The sequence below is a fragment of the Methylovirgula sp. genome, assembly GCF_037200945.1.
Lineage (GTDB): Bacteria > Pseudomonadota > Alphaproteobacteria > Rhizobiales > Beijerinckiaceae > Methylovirgula.
On the sequence record NZ_JBBCGP010000001.1, the window covers coordinates 1,134,393 to 1,156,816 of the forward strand.

General features: G+C 60.3%; 21 protein-coding genes and 1 riboswitch. Of the genes, 11 read left to right on the forward strand and 10 right to left on the reverse strand.

The features are described 5' to 3' along the window. Positions 1–4: 4 nt before the first annotated feature. From WDN02_RS05520 to WDN02_RS05530, 3 genes are all read left to right on the forward strand, one after another. On the forward strand, positions 5–640 hold the full coding sequence (locus WDN02_RS05520) for a hypothetical protein (protein WP_337292536.1): 636 nt from the start codon (positions 5–7) through the stop codon (positions 638–640). A 3-nt stretch (positions 641–643) separates the two neighbouring features. Further along, on the forward strand, positions 644–1,249 hold the full coding sequence (gene leuD, locus WDN02_RS05525) for a 3-isopropylmalate dehydratase small subunit (protein WP_337292537.1): 606 nt from the start codon (positions 644–646) through the stop codon (positions 1,247–1,249). A 198-nt stretch (positions 1,250–1,447) separates the two neighbouring features. Beyond that, positions 1,448–2,863 (forward strand): aspartate aminotransferase family protein, encoded by a 1,416-nt coding sequence (locus WDN02_RS05530; RefSeq protein WP_337294873.1) that lies wholly within the window; start codon positions 1,448–1,450, stop codon positions 2,861–2,863. Here the strand turns inward: WDN02_RS05530 and WDN02_RS05535 are convergent, their stop codons facing one another. After that, positions 2,864–3,772, reverse strand: a complete 909-nt coding sequence (locus WDN02_RS05535; RefSeq protein WP_337292538.1) for a LysR family transcriptional regulator — start codon at positions 3,770–3,772, stop codon at positions 2,864–2,866. Positions 3,773–3,865: 93 nt separating this feature from the next. Between WDN02_RS05535 and WDN02_RS05540 the strand changes: the two genes are divergently transcribed. Both WDN02_RS05540 and rpmB read left to right on the forward strand, forming a co-directional pair. After that, positions 3,866–4,744, forward strand: a complete 879-nt coding sequence (locus WDN02_RS05540) for an aldo/keto reductase family oxidoreductase (protein WP_337292539.1) — start codon at positions 3,866–3,868, stop codon at positions 4,742–4,744. 194 nt (positions 4,745–4,938) lie between these two features. Continuing rightward, positions 4,939–5,226, forward strand: a complete 288-nt coding sequence (gene rpmB, locus WDN02_RS05545) for a 50S ribosomal protein L28 (RefSeq protein ID WP_337292540.1) — start codon at positions 4,939–4,941, stop codon at positions 5,224–5,226. A 72-nt stretch (positions 5,227–5,298) separates the two neighbouring features. Here rpmB and cobT read toward each other — a convergent pair whose 3' ends face one another. The 3 genes from cobT to WDN02_RS05560 all read right to left on the reverse strand — a co-directional run bounded on the left by cobT (position 5,299) and on the right by WDN02_RS05560 (position 8,949). Next, complete coding sequence (gene cobT / locus WDN02_RS05550) at positions 5,299–7,230, reverse strand: cobaltochelatase subunit CobT (RefSeq protein ID WP_337292541.1); 1,932 nt, start codon at positions 7,228–7,230, stop codon at positions 5,299–5,301. Between the two features lies 1 nt (position 7,231). Beyond that, positions 7,232–8,233, reverse strand: a complete 1,002-nt coding sequence (cobS, locus tag WDN02_RS05555; RefSeq protein ID WP_337292542.1) for a cobaltochelatase subunit CobS — start codon at positions 8,231–8,233, stop codon at positions 7,232–7,234. A gap of 113 nt (positions 8,234–8,346) precedes the next feature. Next, positions 8,347–8,949 (reverse strand): DnaJ domain-containing protein, encoded by a 603-nt coding sequence (locus WDN02_RS05560; RefSeq protein WP_337292543.1) that lies wholly within the window; start codon positions 8,947–8,949, stop codon positions 8,347–8,349. Between the two features lie 89 nt (positions 8,950–9,038). Between WDN02_RS05560 and WDN02_RS05565 the strand changes: the two genes are divergently transcribed. The 3 genes from WDN02_RS05565 (at position 9,039) to WDN02_RS05575 (ending at position 12,306) form a co-directional block, all read left to right on the forward strand. Next, positions 9,039–9,338, forward strand: coding sequence for a BolA family protein (locus WDN02_RS05565; protein WP_337292544.1), 300 nt, complete (start codon positions 9,039–9,041; stop codon positions 9,336–9,338). A gap of 169 nt (positions 9,339–9,507) precedes the next feature. Continuing rightward, the gene (locus WDN02_RS05570; protein ID WP_337292545.1) at positions 9,508–11,046 is read left to right on the forward strand and encodes a serine hydrolase; all 1,539 of its coding nucleotides are present in this window, start codon (positions 9,508–9,510) and stop codon (positions 11,044–11,046) included. Positions 11,047–11,154: 108 nt separating this feature from the next. After that, on the forward strand, positions 11,155–12,306 hold the full coding sequence (locus WDN02_RS05575; RefSeq protein ID WP_337292546.1) for a GTP-binding protein: 1,152 nt from the start codon (positions 11,155–11,157) through the stop codon (positions 12,304–12,306). On the opposite strand, the gene WDN02_RS05580 is transcribed toward WDN02_RS05575, so the two are convergent. The 3 genes from WDN02_RS05580 to epmA are packed head-to-tail and all read right to left on the reverse strand — an operon-like array spanning position 12,303 to position 17,003. Beyond that, positions 12,303–14,852, reverse strand: a complete 2,550-nt coding sequence (locus WDN02_RS05580) for a DUF3772 domain-containing protein (protein ID WP_337292547.1) — start codon at positions 14,850–14,852, stop codon at positions 12,303–12,305. The two genes, WDN02_RS05575 and WDN02_RS05580, sit on opposite strands and share 4 nt — an antisense overlap. Positions 14,853–14,910: 58 nt before the next feature. Beyond that, a complete protein-coding gene (locus WDN02_RS05585; protein WP_337292548.1) occupies positions 14,911–15,954 on the reverse strand; it encodes a lysine-2,3-aminomutase-like protein in 1,044 nt (347 codons plus the stop codon). Further along, a complete protein-coding gene (epmA, locus tag WDN02_RS05590; protein WP_337292549.1) occupies positions 15,951–17,003 on the reverse strand; it encodes an EF-P lysine aminoacylase EpmA in 1,053 nt (350 codons plus the stop codon). The genes WDN02_RS05585 and epmA overlap by 4 nt, the downstream gene beginning before the upstream one ends. Before the next feature lie 193 nt (positions 17,004–17,196). On the opposite strand from epmA, the gene efp reads away from it, so the two are divergent. Together efp and WDN02_RS05600 are read left to right on the forward strand one after the other, a co-directional pair. Next, positions 17,197–17,766 carry an elongation factor P gene (efp, locus tag WDN02_RS05595; RefSeq protein WP_337292550.1) on the forward strand — a complete coding sequence of 190 codons (570 nt, stop codon included), beginning with the start codon at positions 17,197–17,199 and terminating at the stop codon, positions 17,764–17,766. 161 nt (positions 17,767–17,927) lie between these two features. Further along, entirely contained in the window at positions 17,928–18,641 is a 714-nt protein-coding gene (locus WDN02_RS05600) for an SDR family NAD(P)-dependent oxidoreductase (protein WP_337292551.1), read from the forward strand. Between the two features lie 55 nt (positions 18,642–18,696). Here WDN02_RS05600 and WDN02_RS05605 read toward each other — a convergent pair whose 3' ends face one another. Continuing rightward, positions 18,697–18,921, reverse strand: coding sequence for a hypothetical protein (locus tag WDN02_RS05605; RefSeq protein WP_337292552.1), 225 nt, complete (start codon positions 18,919–18,921; stop codon positions 18,697–18,699). A 146-nt stretch (positions 18,922–19,067) separates the two neighbouring features. Continuing rightward, a riboswitch (TPP riboswitch) is annotated at positions 19,068–19,169 on the forward strand. A gap of 71 nt (positions 19,170–19,240) precedes the next feature. On the opposite strand from WDN02_RS05605, the gene thiC reads away from it, so the two are divergent. Further along, positions 19,241–21,064, forward strand: a complete 1,824-nt coding sequence (gene thiC, locus WDN02_RS05610; protein ID WP_337292553.1) for a phosphomethylpyrimidine synthase ThiC — start codon at positions 19,241–19,243, stop codon at positions 21,062–21,064. Positions 21,065–21,177: 113 nt separating this feature from the next. On the opposite strand, the gene WDN02_RS05615 is transcribed toward thiC, so the two are convergent. Beyond that, a complete protein-coding gene (locus tag WDN02_RS05615) occupies positions 21,178–21,882 on the reverse strand; it encodes a hypothetical protein (protein ID WP_337292554.1) in 705 nt (234 codons plus the stop codon). A gap of 1 nt (position 21,883) precedes the next feature. After that, positions 21,884–22,384: a DarT ssDNA thymidine ADP-ribosyltransferase family protein gene (locus WDN02_RS05620; protein ID WP_337292555.1), complete on the reverse strand. Its 501-nt coding sequence runs from the start codon at positions 22,382–22,384 to the stop codon at positions 21,884–21,886. Between the last annotated feature and the right edge of the window lie 40 nt (positions 22,385–22,424).

Sequence of the window (22,424 nt, forward strand, 5' to 3'; positions counted from 1 at the left end):
GCCGATGTTCGCAACCATTGCCTCGGCCATCTCAGCCTGCATCGCCGCCTGCGGCCTGTTCTTCGCCTGGCGGCAGTCACGTGAAGCGACCCTGCGACGCGCCGACGTACTGCGATGGGCGGAGGACGCGATCGACCAGTTGCAGACCCTTTTGGTGATCTGCGTTCTGGATGAGGGCGAATTGGAGCCGACGTTTGAAAGGGAGAAGCTCGCCGCGATCATGTTGACGACGTCGACGCTCGCCGAGCGCGGGCGGCTCTTCTTCAAAAACGAAATTCGCGGCGACGGCCACGGCCAGGACAAGGAACTGGCTTACCAAGGCTATCGACCCAAAATTCTTGACCAACTCGTGGTCGCGCACCAAATCGCCAGACACTGGCCGCTGGCGAATGCCGACGATCGGAAGATCATGCTGATCCTGGCGCAGGACGCGGCACGAACCTTCGTCTCCTTGGCACAGCAGGAGGTCGGCCGCAGCAAGACGGCAAGCGCCGTCACCAAACGGGCGGGTGACGGCCGCGACCTTGACGAATTGGTCAAGGAGTTCAATAGAGCACGCCTAGAACAAGGTTCGAGCTTTGCGCGCGCCCGCGCCGAAGCCGACGTGGTGGTAGTGGCTACCCGATCTGGAGCATCCTGAGCGATGGATAAATTTACGTCCCTGACGGGCGTCGCGGCGCCGCTGGCGATCCGCAATGTCGACACCGACATGATCATTCCAAAGCAATATCTGAAGACGATCAAGCGCACCGGCCTCGGCACGGGCCTGTTCTCCGAAATGCGTTACAAGGATGACGGGTCGGAAAATCCCGATTTCGTCCTCAACAAGCCGGCCTATCGCCACGCGCAAATTCTTGTTGCCGAAGACAATTTCGGCTGCGGTTCGTCGCGCGAGCACGCCCCATGGGCGCTGCTCGATTTCGGTATCCGCTGCGTCATTTCGACGAGCTTCGCCGATATTTTCTATAACAATTGCTTCAAGAACGGCATTTTGCCGATCGTCGTGAAACCGGACGAACTCGCCAAGCTGATGGACGATGCCGAGCGGGGTGCCAATGCGACGCTCTCGGTCGATCTCGAAAGCCAGGAAATCCGCGGCCCGGACGGCGGCGTAATCCATTTCGACATCGATCCGTTTCGCAAGCATTGCCTCTTGAATGGTCTCGATGACATCGGCCTGAGCCTGCAGAAGGCGCACCACATCGACCGGTTCGAGGCGAAGGCAAAAGACGAGCGCCCCTGGCACTGATATGAATTCAGGCCCGAATATGTTGGACTCAGTGACTTCTATGTCATTGAAGTCTACTCATATTTCTGGTTGTAAAGAGGTTTCGGTCGAATGCCGGATGGTCTAGTGAGAGGCCGCCGGATTTGCTACTCTGCCGGTCGCTGCGTGAAGCCGTGATGCCGCCGGCGCTGGAGAATTTCCCCGGTGAATGATCTGACAATGCCACAGGAAGCCGGGTTCGATCGGTCCCCGCGTCCATTCGATCTCGCTGCATTGCTCAAAGATCGCGAGCCCGAGCGATACCAACTGCATACGCTGTATATGAACGAGATGATGGTGCGGGCTTTGCGCACCATCGGCTTCGATGTCGCCTTCCAGCGCGGCAGCGGCCAATATCTGTTCGATAAGGGCGGCACGCGTTATCTTGATCTCTTGAGCGGTTGGGGCGTGTTCGGCATCGGCCGCAATCATCCCGTCGTGCGGCAGGCGCTGGAGACGGTGCTCGCGGCCGATCTGCCGAATCTCGTGCAGATGGATGTCACGGCGCTGTCGGGCCTTCTCGCCGAGCGTCTGCTGCAATTCGTGCCGTTTCTCGACAAGGTATTTTTCGCCAATTCCGGTACCGAGGCGGTGGAAGCCGCGATCAAGTTTGCCCGCGGTGCGACCGGCCGCCCGAATATCGTTTATTGCAGCCACGCCTTTCACGGGCTGACCTATGGGGCGCTCTCGCTGAACGGCGATGCGACGTTTCGCGATGGGTTCGGCGGCTTTGTGCCGGGCTGCATCGAAGTCCCGTTCAATGACTTGGCCGCGCTGGAGCAAGCGTTATCGAGACGCGACGTTGCCGCGTTCATCGTCGAGCCGATCCAGGGCAAGGGCGTCAATATGCCCGACGATGGTTATCTGGCGGGGGTGCGGTCGCTCTGCACCAAATATGGTACCTTGCTCGTCGCCGACGAGATTCAGACCGGTGTCGGCCGCACCGGGCGTTTTCTCGCGATCGAACATTGGAATGTCGAGCCGGATATGGTGCTGCTCGCCAAGGCGCTGTCCGGCGGCCATGTGCCGATCGGCGCGGTGATCATGCGCCGCAAGATTTTCGAGAGCGTCTTCAACCGGATGGACCGCATGGTCGTGCACGGCTCGACGTTTGCCAAAAACGATCTGGCAATGGCCGCGGGCCTGGCCACGCTGGAAGTGATCGAATCCGAGCGCTTGATCCAGAATGCCGCCCGGCGCGGCGAGCAGCTTCTTGCCTTCTTCAAGCCTCTCGCCGAGCGTTACGAACTCGTCAAGAACGTCCGCGGCAAGGGGTTGATGATTGGCATCGAATTCGGCCAGCCGCGTTCCTTCAAGCTTAAGGCCGCCTGGACATTGCTGGAATCGGTGCGGGCGGGGCTGTTCTGCCAGCTCATCGTTATTCCGCTGTTCAAGGATCACAAGGTGTTGGTCCAGGTGGCCGCGAACGCCGGCCATACGATCAAGCTTCTGCCGACGCTCAACATCAATGACGCGGATTGCACCTGGATCGAGGGGGCCTTCGACAGCGTGGTGGCCGATGCGCATCGCGTCCCGGGGGCCGTCTGGTCGCTCGGCAAAACCCTCGCCGAAAACGTCCGCAAAGGCAGCCGCTGATCATCCGGACGATCGCTGAGCCGTAACGAAATCAACGAAAGCGCGCAGCGGAGCGGGCAGATAGCGGCGTCCGGGATAGTAAAGAAACGGGCCGGGAAAACGCTGCCACCATGGCTCCAGAACCGGTTCGAGGGTGCTGTTATCGAAATTGGGCCGCAGCCAGTCTTCGAATAATCCGATAATACCGCTACCCGCGATTGCGGCATCTATGGCCAGATCACTCGCGGTGCCGGCGCTGACAACGAGCGGGCCTGGCGGGTCAACCTTCACAACCTCCCCATCACGTTCGAATTCCCAGACCGGAATCACGCCGCTCGGAAACCGAACGCGCAGGCATGCGTGCGAAAGCAGATCACGGGGATGATCGGGCCGGCCGTGCTTTTCGAAATAGGACGGTGACCCGGCCACGGCGAAGCGTTGCTCGCGCGGCCCGATCGGAACGGCAATCATGTCCTGTTCCAGCCGCTCCTCGTAGCGAATCCCGGCATCGCAACCGGCAGCAAGGAGATCGACGAAACTCTCCTCGGCGATCACCTCAAGCCGGATATCTGGATAGGCGGCGAGGAACGGCGGCACGATGCGCGGCAGGACAAGGCGTGCAGCGCTCGCCGGCACGTTAAGCCGAAGTGTGCCTGCCGGCCGGTCGCGAAAGAAGTTGAGTACGTCCAACGCGGCCTCGACTTCGCCGAGCGCCGGGCCGAGCCGATCCAGAAGGCGCACGCCCGCCTCGGTCGCTGCGACGCTGCGTGTGGTGCGGTTGAGCAAACGGACACCGAGCCTGGCCTCCAGTCGGCTTACGGCCTCGCTGAGGCTGGAAGCGCCGGTGTTATTGGCTCGTCCGGCCTCGCGGAAACCACCACAGCGAGCGACCGCAACAAAAGCTCTGAGATCGCTGAGATCTATCAACATTGTTCGAAACTCCGAACAGCTTGTGCTGATTATCTAGTATTATCGCACAATCGGGGACCGTCTACATGCGCATCGATCCGAAGGAGAGATGCGATGACCGACGTAGACATCAGTAAAGCCGACGCCTTCACACTCGGCGATAATATCGTGAGGCGACTTGGCTATGGCGCCATGCAGCTTGCCGGACCTGGCGTATTCGGGCCGCCGAAAGACCGCGCCGCCGCGCTCACCGTCTTGCGTGAGGCTGTGGCGAACGGCGTCAATCATATCGACACCAGCGATTTCTATGGGCCGCATATCACCAATGAGCTTATCCGCGAGGCGCTGCATCCCTATCGCGACGATCTCACGATCGTGACCAAGGTCGGCGCAAAGCGTGGCGCTGACGGCTCATGGAACCCGGCGTTTTCGGCGGAGGAGCTGACCAGCGCCGTGCACGACAATCTGCGCAATCTCGATCTCGATGTGATCGATGTGGTGAACCTACGCTTCATGTTCGACGTCCACGGGCCCGCCGAGGGCCCGATCGAAGAAATGCTTAGCGTATTGGCGGAGCTTCAGCACAAGGGATTGGTGCGCCATATCGGGCTAAGCAACGCCACGCCGAGACAGATCGAGGAAGCACGAAAGATCGCGCCGATCGCTTGCGTGCAGAACCGATATAACCTTGCGCACCGCGACGACGACGCCCTCATCGAGGCGCTTGCGCGTGACGCAATCGCCTATGTGCCATTCTTTCCGCTCGGCGGCTTCACGCCGTTGCAGTCCACGACGCTCTCGAATGTCGCCGACCGGCTTGGTACCACACCGATGCAGGTGGCGCTCGCGTGGCTGCTCGATCGCGCCCCCAATATCCTACTTATTCCAGGCACTTCGTCGGTCGCGCATCTGCATGAGAACCTAGCGGCGGCCAATTTGGAGCTGCCGAGCGATGCGACGAACGCACTCGATCGAATTGCGACCGATGGCTGAGGCCGGCGAAGGGAGTTTGGTCCTCTTCTCTTGACGCGGGCGGCCTCTTCCCCTAGACAGCGCGCTTCGATTTCCGCCCGCGCCCGGAGCGTCTTCCGAAAAAGTTGACAGACTTTTTCGATCAGAAAACGCCCTAATATCGATATGGAGCGCGGGCCTGTATTTATGGCCCCTGAGGCCGGAAGGATCATCCCATGTCGCGCCGTTGCGAATTGACCGGCAAAGCCGTGCTCGTCGGCAATCTGGTCAGCCATTCGAACCGTAAGACCAAGACGCGGTTTTTGCCCAATCTCGTCCGGGTGACGCTCACCTCGGAATCGCTTGGCCGCAGCGTGCGTTTGCGCGTCGCCGTGGCGGCGCTGCGCTCAGTGGAGCATCGCGGCGGCCTCGATGCCTTCCTGATCAAGGCGTCCGAGACCGAGCTTTCGACCGGCGCCCGCGCGCTCAAGCGCGAAATCCATAAGAAGCAGGTCTCCGCGTAAATCGACCGTCGTGCGCGGGCCAGACCCGCGCATCCAGACTGGACTCGCCTGCGCCGGTTTGGCGTTCAGGCTTCAGTGCATGGTCACGACCGGCAGACGTTTTGTGCGCGCGCGATTTTGCGGCGGTGTCGGCTCGGCCTTTTCGTCAAACAGTTCGGCCAGTTTTTCGGTCATCGCCCCGCCAAGCTCTTCCGCATCGACGATCGTCACCGCGCGGCGGTAATAGCGGGTCACATCGTGGCCAATGCCGATGGCGATCAATTCGACCGGCGAGCGGGTCTCGATCTCCTCGATAATGTAACGCAGATGCCGTTCGAGGTAATTCCCGGGATTGACCGACAGCGTTGAATCGTCGACCGGTGCGCCGTCCGAGATCATCATCAGGATGCGCCGCTGTTCGGGCCGCGCGAGCAGGCGCTTATGCGCCCAATCGAGCGCCTCGCCGTCGATATTCTCCTTGAGCAGGCCCTCGCGCATCATCAGGCCCAGATTCTTGCGCGCCCGACGCCAGGGTGCGTCGGCGGCCTTGTAGATGATGTGGCGCAGGTCGTTGAGGCGGCCGGGCGACGGCGGTTTGCCGGCCTGCAGCCAGGCCTCGCGCGATTGACCGCCCTTCCAGGCGCGGGTGGTGAAACCCAGAATCTCGACCTTCACGCCGCACCGTTCCAGCGTGCGGGCGAGAATATCGGCGCAGGTCGCCGCAACGGTGATCGGACGGCCACGCATCGAACCCGAATTGTCGAGTAGCAGCGTCACGACCGTATCGCGGAAATCCATGTCTTTTTCGCGCTTGAAGGACAATGGCTGCTGCGGATCGATAACGATGCGCGAGAGTCGTGCCGAATCGAGCATGCCTTCTTCGAGGTCGAACTCCCATGAGCGGTTCTGCTGCGCGAGCAGGCGGCGCTGCAACCGATTGGCGAGGCGGCCGACGACGGAAGACAGATTCTGCAATTGCTTGTCGAGATAGGCGCGCAACCGCTCCAATTCTTCGGGTTCGCACAGAGCTTCGGCCGCAATGGTTTCGTCGAATTTGCGCGAAAAGGCCTGATAATCCGGCGCCCGCACTTCGGTCCGCGCCTTCGGCGGCGGACGGTGGGCATCGGCAGCCTGATCGCCTTCGCCGAGATCGCCTTCTTCTTCGGCCTCGAATTCGCCCGAGGCGGCATCGATGGAATCGGCCTCGGTTTCGCCATCGGCTTCGGCGGTTTCGGTCGTCTGCGATTGGGCGCTGTCGGCGCTCTCGTCCCGCTGGCCCTCGAAGGCCTCGTTATCGTCGCCACCGGCCTGCTGATCGTCGCTCTGCTCGGTTTCCTCATTGTTGGTGTCGGAGCCGAGATCCTCGCCCATGTCTAGCGCGGAGAGCACACGCCGGACCGAAAGCCCAAAGGAACGCTGGTCCTCGATCGAGGCGGCAAGCTGGTCGAGGTCGCGCCCGGCGCGCTGCTCGATGACGGGGCGCCACAGATCGACGAGATGCTGCGCGCTCTTTGGCGGCTTTTGGCTGGTGAGCCGTTCGCGCACCATCAGCGCGACTGCCTGTTCGAGCGGGGCCTCGGCGCGCTCGCGAATCTCGCCAAAGCGCGCGTGCTGGAAACGATCCTCAAGCATGGCGCCAAGATTTTGCGCCACGCCTTCCATACGCCGTGCCCCGATGGCCTCGACGCGCGCCTGTTCGACGGCCTCGAAGACAGCGCGCGCCTGCGGTGTCTGTGGCAGCAGGCGGCGGTGCACATTCGCGTCGTGGCAGGCAAGCCGTAGCGCCATCGCATCCGCATTGCCGCGCAGGATGGCCGCGTCCTGGCGCGTCAGTTTACGGGGCGGCTCCGGCAGGCGAACCCGTGTCCCGGCATTGGCACCAGCGAGATTTGGTTTTTCCGCGGCATAGGTCACATCAAGCTGCGGCAGGTTTGCCATTGCCTTCAGGCAATTGGCGACCGCACGCTTGAAAGGCTCCTGCGGCGCCTCGGCCTTGCCTGGCGGCTTATGGTTCGAACCCGCCATGTCAGCTCATCGCGACATTCGCCGCGCTTTCCGGCAAATCCTGCCCAAAGCAACGCTGATAGAATTCGGCGACCAGCGTGCGCTCGAGTTCGTCGCATTTGTTGAGGAACGTCAGCCGGAAGGCAAAGCCGATATCTTTAAAGATTTCGGCATTTTCAGCCCAGGTGATGACCGTGCGCGGGCTCATGACGGTCGAGAGATCGCCGGCCATGAACGCGTTGCGGGTCAAATCGGCGACGCGAACCATTTTGCCGACCTGATCGCGCGTCTCTTTCGTCTTCTGATAGGCTTTCACCTTCGAAAGGACGATGCCGACTTCTTTGTCATGCGGCAGATAATTCAGCGTCGCGACAATCGACCAGCGGTCCATCTGCCCTTGATTGATCTGCTGCGTGCCGTGATAGAGGCCCGATGTATCGCCAAGGCCGATCGTGTTCGTTGTCGAGAACAGCCGGAAAGCCGGGTGCGGCTTGATCACGCGGTTCTGGTCGAGCAGCGTCAGCCGGCCGGAGACTTCGAGCACGCGTTGGATGACGAACATCACATCCGGGCGGCCGGCGTCATATTCGTCGAAACAGAGCGCGATATTGTTCTGCAACGCCCAAGGCAAAATGCCGTCGCGGAACTCGGTGACCTGCTTGCCGTCCTTCAGCACGATTGCGTCCTTGCCGACGAGATCGATGCGCGAGACATGGCTGTCGAGGTTGATGCGCACGCAGGGCCAGTTAAGCCGCGCCGCCACCTGTTCGATATGCGTCGATTTGCCGGTGCCGTGATAGCCGCTGATCATAACGCGGCGGTTCTTCGCAAAGCCGGCGAGAATGGCGAGCGTGGTGTCGCGATCGAAAAGATAGTCGGGATCGACGTCGGGGACGTGCGTGTCCGTCTGCGAAAATGCCGGCGCTTCCATGTCGGAATCGATGCCGAACACCTGCCGCACCGAGATTTTCATGTCCGGCAGGGCTTTGAGGGCCTCTTCGCCGGCTAAAGAATTGGCTACCATTCTTCCTCCGTTCCGCCTTTCGCGGCCACGCTATAGCACGCTGGCCATGCGGCGGAGCGCGGAATTCGTGTCGCACCCGAAAGCCGCAGGCTCCCGAACGGCGGACGCTGAAACTAAGCGAGTTTAACCGATTTCAGATACGAATAAGCGCGAATGATTTCGCGCAATTTGTCTTCGAGCGAGCGGTCACCGCCGTTCGCATCAGGGTGCAGGCGCTTCACCATGTCTTTGTAACGGCTACGAATTGTCGTTGCATCCGCGGTTTCATCAAGGCCGAGCTGATCGAGCGCTTTACGCGCCGCTATGCCATGCTTGGGCTTCGGCGGTTCTGCCGGCTTATGCGGCGCGGCCCGCGCGCCAAAAATATTGAGCGGGTCCGTATATTGTGACGGGTCGCCGTGCGCTTGCGGGCCGCCGGCGCCATTGTTGCCCATGACCCAGGTCGGGCGGTGACCGGTGGAGGCGTCGCGCTGATAGAGCGCCACAGCCTCGGCACTCATGCCCTGAAAATAATTGTAAGTAGCATTATAGGCGCGCACATGCTCCAGGCAGAAGGTGAAATATTCATTTTCGCGCTGCCAGCCCATCGGCGCGCGAAACTCGCCCGGTTCGTTGCAGCCGGGATGGTCACAGCGCGCCTTGGGAGCGGCCTGTACGGGCTGCTTGGCCTTCGGCTTGGCCCTGACACGATCGAAGAGAGGCGAATTCAAATCCATGGCGCGATACTACGAATGTCTCTGCGGTGGCCGCAAGCCGCCGCGTCCGGTAAAAGACAAGAGCGGGTTTGCGATGAAGGAAAGTTTCGATGAGCAACGAGCCTAATATAGCCGAGCGCATCAAGCAAAAGTTACAGGCCGGTCTGGCGCCGGTTTCGCTCGCCGTGGTTGACGATTCGCACCGTCATGCCGGGCACGCACATGCCATGGAACACGCGGCCAAGACCGGCAAAGTGGGCGAGACCCATTTTAAAGTCAAAGTGGTGTCTGAAAGCTTTCGCGGCAAGAGCCTGGTGACGCGTCACCGTATGGTCAACGACCTGCTGCAAGACGAATTTGCCGATGGCGTGCATGCCCTGTCGATCGACGCCAAGACACCCGTCGATTAGGGCTCTCAAACCGAGGCCATCGTCATGAAATGGCCGCATCTTCCGCGAAGTAAGAACGGTACCGAAAGTCACCGGCAGCTTTGCAGATTGTCGCCAAAGCGTTAGGCTTGTGGGCGGGCGCCGAACAAACCGGCAAATCTTCAAGGCGAGTTTTTCAGGGCAAGTGCCGATGCGGTTGCGTTTTCATGGCTTGCGAACTCTTGGCTTAATTGCCGCTGCGGTCTTGATGATCGTGGCCGGGCGCGCCCTGGCAACGCCGTCGCTCGTCATGGATGTTGCGACCGGCAACGTGCTTTATGAAAATGAAGCGACGCACCCTTGGTATCCCGCGTCAGTCACCAAGCTCATGACAGTTTACGTCGCGCTCTCCGCCGTGCGCGATCATCAGATTTCGCTCGACACGCCGCTTGTCGTATCGCGCTACGCTGCGTCGATGCCGCCGTCGAAGATGGGCTTCCGGCCCGGCACCGAAGTGACGCTCGGCAATGCGCTCAAAATGCTGATGGTGAAATCGCCGAACGATGTCGCGATTACCATTGCCGAAGGCATTGCTGGCTCGGTGCCGGCCTTTGCCGAGGACATGAACGCCAGCGCCGCGCAGCTCGGCATGAGGCAGAGTCATTTCGTCAATCCGAACGGCTTGCATAATCCGGAGCATTATTCGTCGGCGCGCGACCTCGCGGTTCTGGCGCGGGCGATCTATCTCACGTTTCCGCAATATGCCGATCTCTTCGACATCGGCGCCATGCGCGTCGACGGCAAGATCATCCCGAATCACAACGATATGCTCGGCCGCTATCCCGGTGCCGACGGTATGAAGACCGGCTTCACCTGCGATTCCGGTTTCAACCTTGTCGCCAGTGCGACGCGCGGCAATCATCATTACCTTGCCGTCGTCCTCGGGGCGCCGACGCCGCGCGAACGCATGGTCCGCACCGCCGTCCTCCTCGACCGCGCCTTCGCGGGGATCGACCAACCGCAGCCGATGGACGCTGACGAGCCGATCGGCGGTGCACCGGAAGATATGCGCGATCTTGTCTGTCATCGCCGTGGCCGCGCCATGACGGCGTTCCAAGCGGAAACCGATCGCCTTGAGGCGCCACTGCTGACACTCGGGCAAAGATCGTCCGCGCTTGGTGTCTTCACGTCGGCGGCGCTGGCGCAGGAGACACCGGCCGCGCTGCGGATCGCGATGATGCCGGTGCCGGTCTTCGATCCCGTTACGCTCACGACCGGTCCGACCCCCGGATATAACGGCCCGATTGCAGGGCCGCGTCCGCCGCACACGCCTGTCGGCACGCCGATTCTCGCCGACAATGCGCCGGTCGCGGCGTCCGCCGCGAACGAGCCCGACGAGGATACGCCGCAAGCCGGTGCCGCCCATCATGCCGGGGCGAAAGTCGCTGCGAGTGACGAAGGCGATGCGGATCCGCCACCTCCGCCGAGCAAACATCAGAAAGTCGTCAAGAAAATCGCCACGGCCAAATCGCATAAGAAAGTCGTGGCGAAAGAGCATGGCAAGCACAAAGCAGCCAAAGGCAAGGCCGCGAAATCGAAGCACGCTTCGCATGCGGCAAAAGCCAAGCCCGGCAAGCCTGCGAAGGCAAAAGTAAAGAGCAAAACGGCGAAACCGGCGAGCAAAAAGGCCAAGGCGACGAAGGCCGCTGGCAAGAGCCACGGGAAACATTCGTCGCACGCAAGCCATTGAGGCTCGCGGCGCGGTCCGATTGAATCGGAGCGGCCCGCGGCTTATCTCTCTCCAGCACGATCTTTTGCCCGGACGCACGGTCCGCGCGATCGCGCTGGATTTTAAGAGATGTCTGACTCGCGCCGGCCGCCGATCTTTCCACTGACGATCCTCACCGGCTTTCTCGGCGCCGGCAAGACAACGCTACTCAATCAATTGCTGCGCGCGCCGGAGCTCTCGGATAGTCTGGTGCTCATCAATGAATTCGGCGAGGTCGGGCTCGATCATCTCTTTGTTGAGAAAGTCGATGGCAATGTCGTCGTCATGGCATCCGGGTGCCTTTGTTGCACGATCCGCGGCGACCTCGTCTCGACGCTCGAAGATTTGCTGCGCAAGCGCGATAACAATCGCATCGCGCCATTCAATCGTGTGATCATCGAGACGACCGGCCTCGCCGACCCGGCGCCGGTACTGCATACGATCATGTATCATCCCTATTTCATGCTGCGCTTTCGCCTTGACGGCGTCATCACGCTTGTCGATGCATTGAACGGCGCGGCGACGCTCGACCGGCATCCTGAAGCGGTCAAACAGGCGGCGGTGGCCGACCGGCTCGTCATCAGCAAGAGCGATCTTCTGCCAGCAGACGATGTTGGCCTTGCGGCATTGCATAGCCGCCTCAAGGCGCTCAATCCGACCGCGATTCAGCTTGATGCTGCGCGCGGTGAAGCGACGCCGGCCGCGCTGTTCAACATTGGTCTTTATGATCCGGACAAGAAAACACCCGATGTGCGCCGCTGGCTGAATGCCGAGGCGCTGGATGATCACGCGCATGCTCACCATCACCATCACGATCATTCCGGGCACGACCATGCGCACGCGCACGACGTCAACCGGCACGACGCGCGAATTCGCGCTTTTGCGTTACGTCACCCGACGCCCGTTCCGCCAGCCATGGTCGATATGTTTCTCGAATTGCTGCGAACGGCACATGGCGCGCATCTCCTGCGCGTGAAGGGCATCGTCGCGCTCGATGACGATCCGGCGCGCCCGCTCGTCATTCATGGCGTGCAGCATATTTTCCATCCGCCAGCGCGGCTCGATTCATGGCCCGACGACGACCATACAACGCGCATCGTCTTCATCCTGCACGATATGGAGCCGAGCTTCATTCAAGGCATGTGGAATGCCTTCGTTGGCGTCGCAGCCGATACGCCCGATGCCGCGGCGCTGACACAAAATCCGCTGAAAGTTTCGTCTGGCGGCGGCTTGCTGGCCTAGAACTTTTTGCTTCTGATGGGATCAGAAGCAGGGCTCTGGTTTTTTTGTTTTGATCCGTTTTCTTCACGCGGACCTTTATCCGCTTCGCCCGAAAACGCTTTGTCGTCGTCCGCTGGCGCTTCCTGGTCGTTGGCGGGATTGCGATCCACCTGTTCGCGCAGGACGAAGCCGCGCTTTTCGAGTTCCGGCAGATTGATGTTCATCACCGGCGGCGGCGCGTCGAACAAACTTGCATCCTTGAAGTGGCGATAGATTTCAAAGTTCAATTCGCTCGTGATCGATTTCATCGACGTGACATCGCTCACGTAGCAATAAAGCTCGAAGTTGAAGACACCGCCGGTGATCTCGGCGAAGACGACAAAGGGCGCCGGCTTCTTCAGAACGTTCTTGTTGCTCTTGGTCACGTCGAGAAGAACTTCGCGCGCTTTTTGCGGGTCCGCGGCGGCGTTCACCGGAATGTTGAGCTTGAGCCGGCCCGTCTTGTCAGTGCGGACAAAGTTTTTGACGACGCCGGCGACGAGATCCGAATTGGGAATGACGACCGCCGCGCGATCGAACGTCTCTATCTCGGTCGAACGCACATTGATGCGGCGCACGAAGCCTTCATTGGGGCCAACAGAAATCCAGTCGCCAACACGGATTGCCCGTTCCCAAAGCAGGATCAGGCCGGAGACGAAATTGTTGACGATCGATTGCAGGCCAAAGCCGATACCGACGGACAGCGCGCCGGCGACGATGGCAAGTTTGGCGAAATCGACGCCGAGATAGGCCAGGGCAAAGCCAAGCGCAAAAATGCGCCCAATATAGCCGATACTCGTCTTGATGGCGTTGCGCAGCCCGAGATCGAGCCGCGTATGCGGCAGAAAGCTCACTTCGAGCCAGCGCTCGACGGCGCTCGTCGCGGCATAACCGGCGGCGAAAATGACCAGCGTGAAGACGATGCGCGAAAGTGAAATCGTGACATCGCCGATCCGGAAACCGAAGAATGCGGCGTAGAGATAGCCCGTCACATCCGCCGATTGGACGCCCCACGGCACCAGCGCCGCGAGCACGGCGATGAGGAAAATCACCACACGGGCGACGCCGGAAGCAAGGATCGCGAATTGCGCGAACGCCTCGCGGCTCAATCCGGTCGAAAGCATCATCCGGCGGCCGAATGGCGTCGTGCCGGTGATGCCCTGGCCGACAAGTTGATCGATGAGCATGACGAGCATGACTGCGATTCCGCCGAGACCGCCGACCCAGATGATCTGGTCGATCGCGAAACGCCCGAGCGCCATATAGCCGGCGAGGACCGCGGCGAAGACGACGAGAATCGCCGCCCAGAGGATGGTGCGCAGAACGGAAAACCAGTTCGCCGTCTGGTCGACGCGCGGACCGAAAACCTGCTCGCTTTCTTCTTCGTCGCCGCTTTGGCCGATCCAGAGGCTTGCGGCAATCGCGATCGCGGCCAATAGGCTAAAGAACCCGCGAGCAAACATGTCGCTCGACCAGGACGCCTCGATGGTGCTGCCGATCGCATTGAAGATGCGGCCGCAGGAAACGAGCACCGTAACAATCAGAACGGTGCGCAGCACGTGTGCCGCGGCGTCGGAATCGACGGCGATAAGCCGCCATTGCTCGCGTTTGGGCGCGAGCAGCGCCTGTGCGAGCCCGGCGCCGATGGAAATGCGCACGACAGCGAAGAAGAACGGTCGCAGCAACGGATTCTGATCGTCGATCAGTCCGAAGTTGCGCGCAAGGAAGCCGATAAAAAGCGCAGTGGCGATCGGGATCGCTGCGATGACAAACAAAACGCGCCAGGCCGCCAGGATTTTCTGCAACGGCGTCGGATTGTCTGCCACGTGCTTACGAAAAAAAGTCCGCTGCGCAAATTGCGTCAGCGGCCAATACAAAACCGCAACGAGAATAAGCAATCCGCAAAATACCGGAGCGCGCCATCCGGTGAGTTTGGTGGCGCTGTCGCTGAGCCAGCCGCCGATCCGGTGACGCAGCGCATGCAGGTTTCTCGGAACTTCCCGGATCACGTCGGCCCACAGCGACGGGCTCGCGATGCTCGGCTCCTGTTGCAGCAGTGCTTCAGTCAGCCGGGCGCGCAGCCGGGACGCAATGGTCGTCTGCGCCTGATCGACCTGGACAATGAGCAGATTGGTGCGTTTGACCAGCGCATCGACGTCATCGAAGGCCTTTTGCCGTTTCACCCGCTCGGCCGCGACCTCCTTGCTTTCCGGAAGCGCCTTGGCAGCGGGCGCCGCGCCGAGTTGATCGAGCTGCGCTTTTTGTGCAGCGAGATGCGGGGTCAGGTGATCGAGCACGCCCTGCAATGTCGGGCCGAGCGGCCCGATCTGTTCCTGCAATTTCTGCAAAACGTCTTTTGAAAGTCCCGGCTGCTGCAAGGCCGTTTCGACTTGCTGCAGAGTCTTGTCCGTCGCATCGATATTCGCGGAATTGATCGCGATGAACGTCTGCGCCTGTGCCGACAGGCTGAGGCAGAGCAGAAGTGTCGCGACGGCAAAGGTCCGGACGATGGCGCGCAGCAAATTCAATGGCCCTGGCTCCCCTTCGATTGCCCGTGCCTTCCGTTCGCCGGGAAAGACGGCGGCTTCATGTCGCTGGCGGATAGAGATGCGTCCTGCCGCGAAAATCTCGCAGATGATAGCGCCCATCTTCATCTGGAGCGGTGCCGTCGAGCGCCACCTTTCCGAAGCCGCCGGGAATATCGAGCATGTAGCGCGGCTGACAAAGGCCCGAGAGTTTCCCGCGCAATTCTTCGACGAGTTTTTGGCCCTCAGCGATCGACAGGCGAAAATGCGAAGTGCCGCGCGCGAGATCCGGATGGTGCAGATAATAGGGTTTGATGCGCGTGGCCACAAACGCGCGCATCAGCGCCGCGAGCGTTGCGACATCGTCGTTCACGCCGCGCAGCAAAACACTCTGGCTCAGCATCGGAATCCCGGCATCGATCAATTTCGCGCAAGCTGCCTTGGCATCCTCGGTTAGCTCCCGCGCGTGATTGGCGTGAAGCGCGACGTAGATCGTCTTGCCGGAACTTCGCAGCAGATCGACAAGCGTGTTGCTGACAAGCTCTGGCGAAACGACCGGCACGCGCGTGTGAATGCGGACCACCTGCACATGCGCGATGGCGCGCAAGCGGGCGAAAATGTCTTCGAGCCGGCGTGGCGACAGAATCAGTGGGTCGCCGCCGGTGAGGATCACCTCAAAAATTTCGTCATGCGCGGCGATATAGGCGAAGGCCCTAACGAGCGCGTCGGACGATAGATGCGTCGCGCCGGCGGGGCCGACGCTCTCGCGGCGGAAGCAGAAACGGCAATAGACCGGGCAAACGTGCAGAAGTTTGAGCAGCACACGATCAGGATAGCGATGCACGATGCCCTCGACCGGGCTCATCGGCGTGTCGCCGATCGGATCGGCCAATTCCTCCGGCGTCGTGACGAGTTCGTCCGCGTCGGGAATGAATTGCCGCGCAATCGGATCGGCCGGATCATTGCGGTCGATCAGCGCCGCCATCATCTCGTTGATCGCGATCGCATAAAGATCGCCGACCGGCGTAAGACTTTCGCGCGCGGCAGGCGGGACAAGCCCCTCGGCGATCAAATCGCCAACGCTGGTCAGCGTCGTACTTTTCATCGCGCCGTTCCCGAATCGGCAATTGGCGTCCATAAAACATCTTCGATGCGCCTGGCACCCGTGGCGAGCATCACAAGCCGGTCAAAGCCCAGCGCGATGCCGCATGAGGGCGGCATTTGCGCAATCGCGGCGAGAAAATCCTCATCGATCGGATAGGCATCGCCATAGATGCGTTCGCGCGCGATCATGTCGCCGATGAAGCGTGCGCGTTGTTCGTTGGCGTCCGTCAATTCGCCAAAGCCGTTGGCGAGTTCGACCCCGCATGAATAAAGCTCAAACCGTTCGGCGAAACGCGTGTCGTCTTTGAGCCGCGCCAGCGCTGCTTCAGGCGCCGGATAATCGACAAGCAATGTCGCGCGGCCATGCCCAAGGTTCGGCTCGATCCTGGCCGAAAGAATTTTGCTGAAAAGATCAGACCATGTGTCGTCGTCCACGACACGCAGGCCGAGCGCGGCGGTTCGGTCCGCGAGCGCGTTGCGGTCGCAGCTTTGCGCATCATAGGTCTGGAGGAGATCAACGCCCGCATAGCGCCGGAAAGCGTCCGCGACCGTCAAAATCTCCGGCTCGGCGAAAGCATTCGCCGTCGCGTCGCGATAGCGGAACGTGTCGGTCTGCCCCGCCTCGGCCGCAATGGCGAGCAGCTCGCGGCAATCGGTAAAGAGCGCTGTATAGGGCGCATTCGTCCGATACCATTCCAGCATAGTGAACTCGGGATGATGCAGCGGTCCGCGCTCGCGGTTGCGGAAGACGTGGCCGAGGCTGAAAATCTTGTCTTCGCCCGCCGCCAGCAGCTTTTTCAGCGCGAATTCCGGCGACGAATGCAGATAAAGCCGCGATCTAGCTTCGTCTGGCGCGATCATTTCAGTCGCGAAGGCCGAAATATGCGTCTCGTTGCCGGGCGATATTTGGAGGACGGCGGTGTCGGCCTCGATGAAGCCGCGGGCGTCGAAAAACCCGCGCGCGGCCTTGGCCAGCGCCGCCCGTGCGGTCAAAAAGCGCCGCTTTTCGGCGTGCGCCGCAGGCTCCCACCAGAAAGAAGGCTTGCTCATTTCCTCATTTCGCTTGAAAAACCCTCACCATGCCGGGTAGCGAGGGCGCGGGCGCTTATAGCGCAGCCGTGCGCCGCGCGGCAGTCCGGCCGAAATTAGCCAGTTTCGGCCGATCCATATTGAATTTTAATGTGTTTTGCTCCAAGCGGCGGCTCGGATCAAAGCGCCATTCGAGCTAGACGAAGGAAACCTCGTGAAAGTCATCGCCAGTTCCATCCGCAAGGGCAATATTCTCGAGCGAGAGGACGGCCAGCTTTATGTTGTGCTGACCGCCGAAAGCTTCCATCCCGGCAAGGGCACGCCGACGACGCAGATCGACATGCGCCGGCTGTCCGACGGCGTGAAGACCACGGATCGCTACAAGACGACGGAACAGGTCGAGCGCGCCTTCGTCGAGGATCACGACTACAGCTACCTTTTTCAGGACGGCGAGCATTATACGTTCATGAATGGCGAGACCTATGATCAGGTCAACGTCTCGGCCGATGTGATCGGCGAGCAGGCGGTCTACCTGCAGGAAGGCATGGTCTGCATTCTTTCGCTCTTCAACGGCATCCCGGTCGCGATTCAGTTTCCGCCCCGCGTGACGCTTGAAATCGTCGAGACGGAACCGGCGATGAAGGGCCAGACGGCGTCGTCGTCCTATAAGCCAGCGAAATTGTCGAACGGCGCCCGCACCATGGTGCCACCGCATATTCAGCCGGGCACCCGCGTGGTGATCCAGACGGAAGACGGCTCCTACGTCGAACGCGCCAAGGACTAGGATCGAAGCCCAATCACTCACTGCTTAGTGTTGTCATCCGGCGGTGATTTGAAGCCCGATTCTGACATAGACCGCGGGTCACGATAATTTGCGCCCGACGCGTCTCGCGTCGGTCATGCGGCGTGCGTTATTTGGCTTCCATCCCGCCACTGGAAGACATTATGTCCCCGGCCGCTCCGAACGATCATCCGCATAAAATCCTTCTGATCGGCGCCTCGCGCGGTCTTGGCCTCGCCATGGCTGCTGAGTTCTTGAAGAAGGGATGGAATGTCGTTGGCACGGTTCGAGGAAAAACCCGAACATTGCTGCACGACCTCGCGGATGAATTCGAGGGCCGCGTCGAGATCGAAACACTCGACATCTGCGAGCCGGATCAGATCGCGGCATTGCACGAAAAGCTGTCGGGCAGAATATTCGATATTCTGTTTGTTAATGCCGGCGTCACAAGCAACAAACAGGAAACGATTGGAGAGGTGACGACCGACGACTTTGTCCGCGTCATGGTCACAAATGCGCTGAGTCCGATGCGTGTTCTCGAAAGCCTGGAAAAATACGTTCCGGCGACGGGTCTGATGGGCGTGATGTCGTCCGGGCTCGGAAGCCTTGCCAACAATTTGACCGGCACGCGGGAGCTCTATCGCGGCAGCAAGGCGGCGCTGAATATGTTCATGCGGAGCTTTGCAGCACGTTATTCCGCCTCATCGCGCGCCATGGTGGTGATGGCACCCGGCTGGGTCCGCACTGACCTCGGCGGCCCGGATGCACCCTTAACCAGCGAAGACAGTGTGCCGAACCTAGTCGACGTGCTTCTCTCGAAACAGGGCAAACCCGGGTTGGAATATCTCGATTACCTCGGCCGCACGGTTCCTTGGTAAGGGCTGTCATGACGGTTTTTGCGTCGAGCGCGCCGAGGACTGAGCTGCCGCAAGCTTAGCCGATATCGTCGTTCCACAGGTCGATCCGCGCAAAGAGATCGTCCGTGCCCGATAATTTGCTCATCGGGACAGGCGCGAACACCGCGCGCAGTTCGGCGCCGATCTGCGCCACCATGTCTTTTCCGCCGCGCGGCAGTTCCGAACGCTGGCGCTCAAGGCGCCGCGTCGGGATTGCATTCTGCGGGGGGATCGGTTCCCAGCCCTTGTCCCTGTTCATCATTGTCAGCCTCACCGCCCTGTTTCGCCTCACGCTCCTGCTCTAAGCATCGCGGACATCGTCACCGTTCGTTTGGCCAACGTGGCCTGGCGCAATCCGTTCCGGCGCATTTCACGCACTTGCGGCGCGGCGCATCCACGCCTATCCTGCCTGCAGCCTTGGGGTGCTGCCGGAAGTTCGGCGGCTGAGATCAGACCCTTCGAACCTGAAACTGGGTAATGCCAGCGCAGGGACAGGCGATACGCAAAGCTTGGGTGGAATCCATCTGCGCCTTCGTATCTGCTCCCGCGCCGCCATTCCGAACAAAGCGCGGAGCCGGCCGATGAACATTCGCCAAAAGCCCGAAAATCTCATTCCGCAAAGCGTGACGTGTGGCCCGCTGCCGGGCGCACGGAAGGTCTATGCGGAACCCCGCGCGGGCATCCGTGTGCCGTTCCGCGAAATCGCGCTTGAACCTTCGGCGAACGAGCCGCCGGTGCGCGTCTACGATGCGTCCGGCCCCTACACCGAGGAGGCGCCGCGCGTCGATCTCTCTGCCGGCCTGCCGCGCCTGCGCGCCGATTGGTACGCCAATCGCGGTTTCGAGACCTATCAGGGCCGCGCCATCAAGCCGGAAGACAATGGCAATGTCGGCAGCGACAAGCTCGTGCCGCCCTGCCCGGCCAATGTCGCGCCCTTGCGCGGCATCTCCGGCAAGCCGGTGACGCAATATGAATTCGCCCGCGCCGGCATCATTACCGAAGAGATGATCTATGTCGCGGCACGCGAAAATCTCGGTCGCGAGAAAATGCTCGCGAATGCCGAAGAGAAACTCGCCGACGGCGAAAGTTTCGGCGCCGCGATCCCGGCGTTTGTGACGCCCGAATTCGTCCGCAGCGAGATCGCGCGCGGCCGCGCCATCATCCCGGCGAACATCAATCACCCGGAACTGGAGCCGATGATCATCGGCCGCAACTTCCTGGTGAAGATCAACGCCAACATCGGCAATTCGGCCGTCACGTCGTCTGTCGCGGAAGAAGTCGACAAGATGGTCTGGTCGATACGCTGGGGCGCCGACACGGTCATGGACCTTTCGACTGGCCGCAACATCCACAACATCCGCGACTGGATCATCCGCAATGCGCCGGTGCCGATCGGCACGGTGCCGATCTATCAGGCGCTCGAAAAGGTCGATGGCGATCCGATCAAGCTGACGTGGGAAATCTTCCGCGACACGTTGATCGAACAGGCCGAGCAGGGCGTCGATTATTTCACCATCCACGCGGGCGTGCGCCTCGCCTATGTGCCGCTCACAGCGAAACGCACGACGGGCATCGTCTCCCGCGGCGGCTCGATCATGGCGCGCTGGTGCCTGTCGCATCACAAGGAAAGCTTCCTCTACACGCACTTCGACGAGATTTGCGACATCATGCGCGCGTACGATGTGTCGTTCTCGCTCGGCGACGGTCTGCGTCCCGGCTCGATTGCCGACGCCAACGACCGCGCGCAATTCGCCGAACTCGAAACGCTCGGCGAACTCACCAAGATCGCCTGGGACAAAGGCTGCCAGGTGATGATCGAAGGCCCCGGCCATGTGCCGATGCACAAGATCAAAGTGAATATGGAAAAGCAGCTCGAGGAATGCGGCGAGGCGCCGTTCTATACGCTCGGGCCGCTGACGACCGACATCGCGCCGGGCTACGATCACATCACGTCGGGCATCGGCGCGGCGATGATCGGCTGGTTCGGCTGCGCCATGCTTTGCTACGTCACGCCGAAGGAACATCTCGGCCTGCCCGACCGCGACGATGTGAAAACCGGCGTCATCACCTATCGCATCGCCGCCCATGCCGCCGATCTCGCCAAGGGCCATCCGGCGGCGCAGGTGCGCGACGATGCGCTGTCGCGCGCGCGGTTCGATTTCCGCTGGCAGGATCAGTTCAACCTGTCGCTCGATCCCGACACGGCGCGGCTCTTCCATGACGAGACGCTGCCGAAAGACGCGCACAAGGTCGCGCATTTCTGCTCGATGTGCGGGCCGCAATTCTGCTCGATGAAGATCACGCAGGATTTGCGCGACGAAGTGAACGCGATTGCCGAGCGCGAAAAGGGCATGGCGGACAAGAGCGCCGAGTTCTTGGAAAAGGGCGGAAAGCTTTACGTGTGAGGAGCAACTGAATTCTAGTGAGAAATTTTCTATAGGCCTCCTCAAACTACATGATCGAGGCTGAGAGCCTATAGACGTGAAGGCAACAAAGTAAAACAGGATGGTTACATATTCTAAAGTGAAAGCTGGTTTCCTTCCTCTTTGCCTATGCGCGGTCGCATGTGCTCCTTCATGGTTTTGATGAAGGCTTCGGGCGAGCTCAGTGCCTTTTCCAAAATATCGTCATGCAGCAGTGCAACGAACAACGCGCAAGACCGCGCTTGGCAATTTAGGGATTTATTTGGGTTGAATTCGATATCGGTAAATCCGGCATAACTGCTTTCTTCACTGATCAATCGTTGCTTAAGCCAATCTCGATGAGGATAGATTGCCCGTAAATAAAGCCAGTCATAAAACACTGTCGTTGGCTGAAGTGGGAACTTATGACCCTCGAATTCGAAGCGGATCAAATGACCTGAATGATGCAGACGCGGATCACGCTTCGCTGCGCGAGGCTCAGCTTCATAGAGATCGATAAAGGGGCCACCACGCTCAAAAACTTTGCTACCCTGATACGCGCATTCGAGTGGTATTTCACCCACTTCGCTTTGAACCCTTAAATGAAACGCGCTTAAGTGCTGCCCTGCTACTTCGTCCGACTTTGTTGAGATTTCCAGCAATGGCGAAAAGCCCTTAAGTGCCGCAGCCTCATGAAGTGCCTTTACATTTTTCTTTTTCTGCACAGGCGCGAAGCCCGGAGCCCAAGGGATGCTAAAGCTGATCTCCTTCACGAAACCGGGCGCGTTTCTCTCCGGAACGAATATCGGGCGTTCGGCCATATCAAAGGTTCCTTATTAAGGAGAGAGGGATTTTTTGCGGAATGAGCACCTCGTATTTTTCGGCTTGTTGCAGTCGCGCCTGAATGGCTGCATTGCTCCAATCTGTCCGAGTATAGAGCACCTCGTAATCAATCTCTGCTTCTGCAATCGGCACAGCCGTAACGCCCGCCTTATTAGAAACATCTGGCGTAAACATGGCTCCCGGAAATTTCAACACGTCAGCGTGGATCGCAAGGAAAACGGCGTTCGTTAATCGGCCATCAGCGCGGGCCGCGTATTCCATCGGATGTGAGTTGCGAAAGCATAAGTGGACATATCGGTCCATACCTTTGAGTTCGTCCGCGTCACGGCTCCATTGGTTCCCGCCCGGCGCCGGAATTTCGATGTCTTGCTTCATAAGGTCAGCGAGGGGCAGCAAGCCTCCGTGCTTCTTGATAAGGTCAAGATTGCGTCTGTCAGTAAAATGGTAAAGCAAAGGAACTTTGTCGAGAGAATCAATCATAACAATTGCCTCGAAATCTTGCTTTCGGAAACATTTGGCG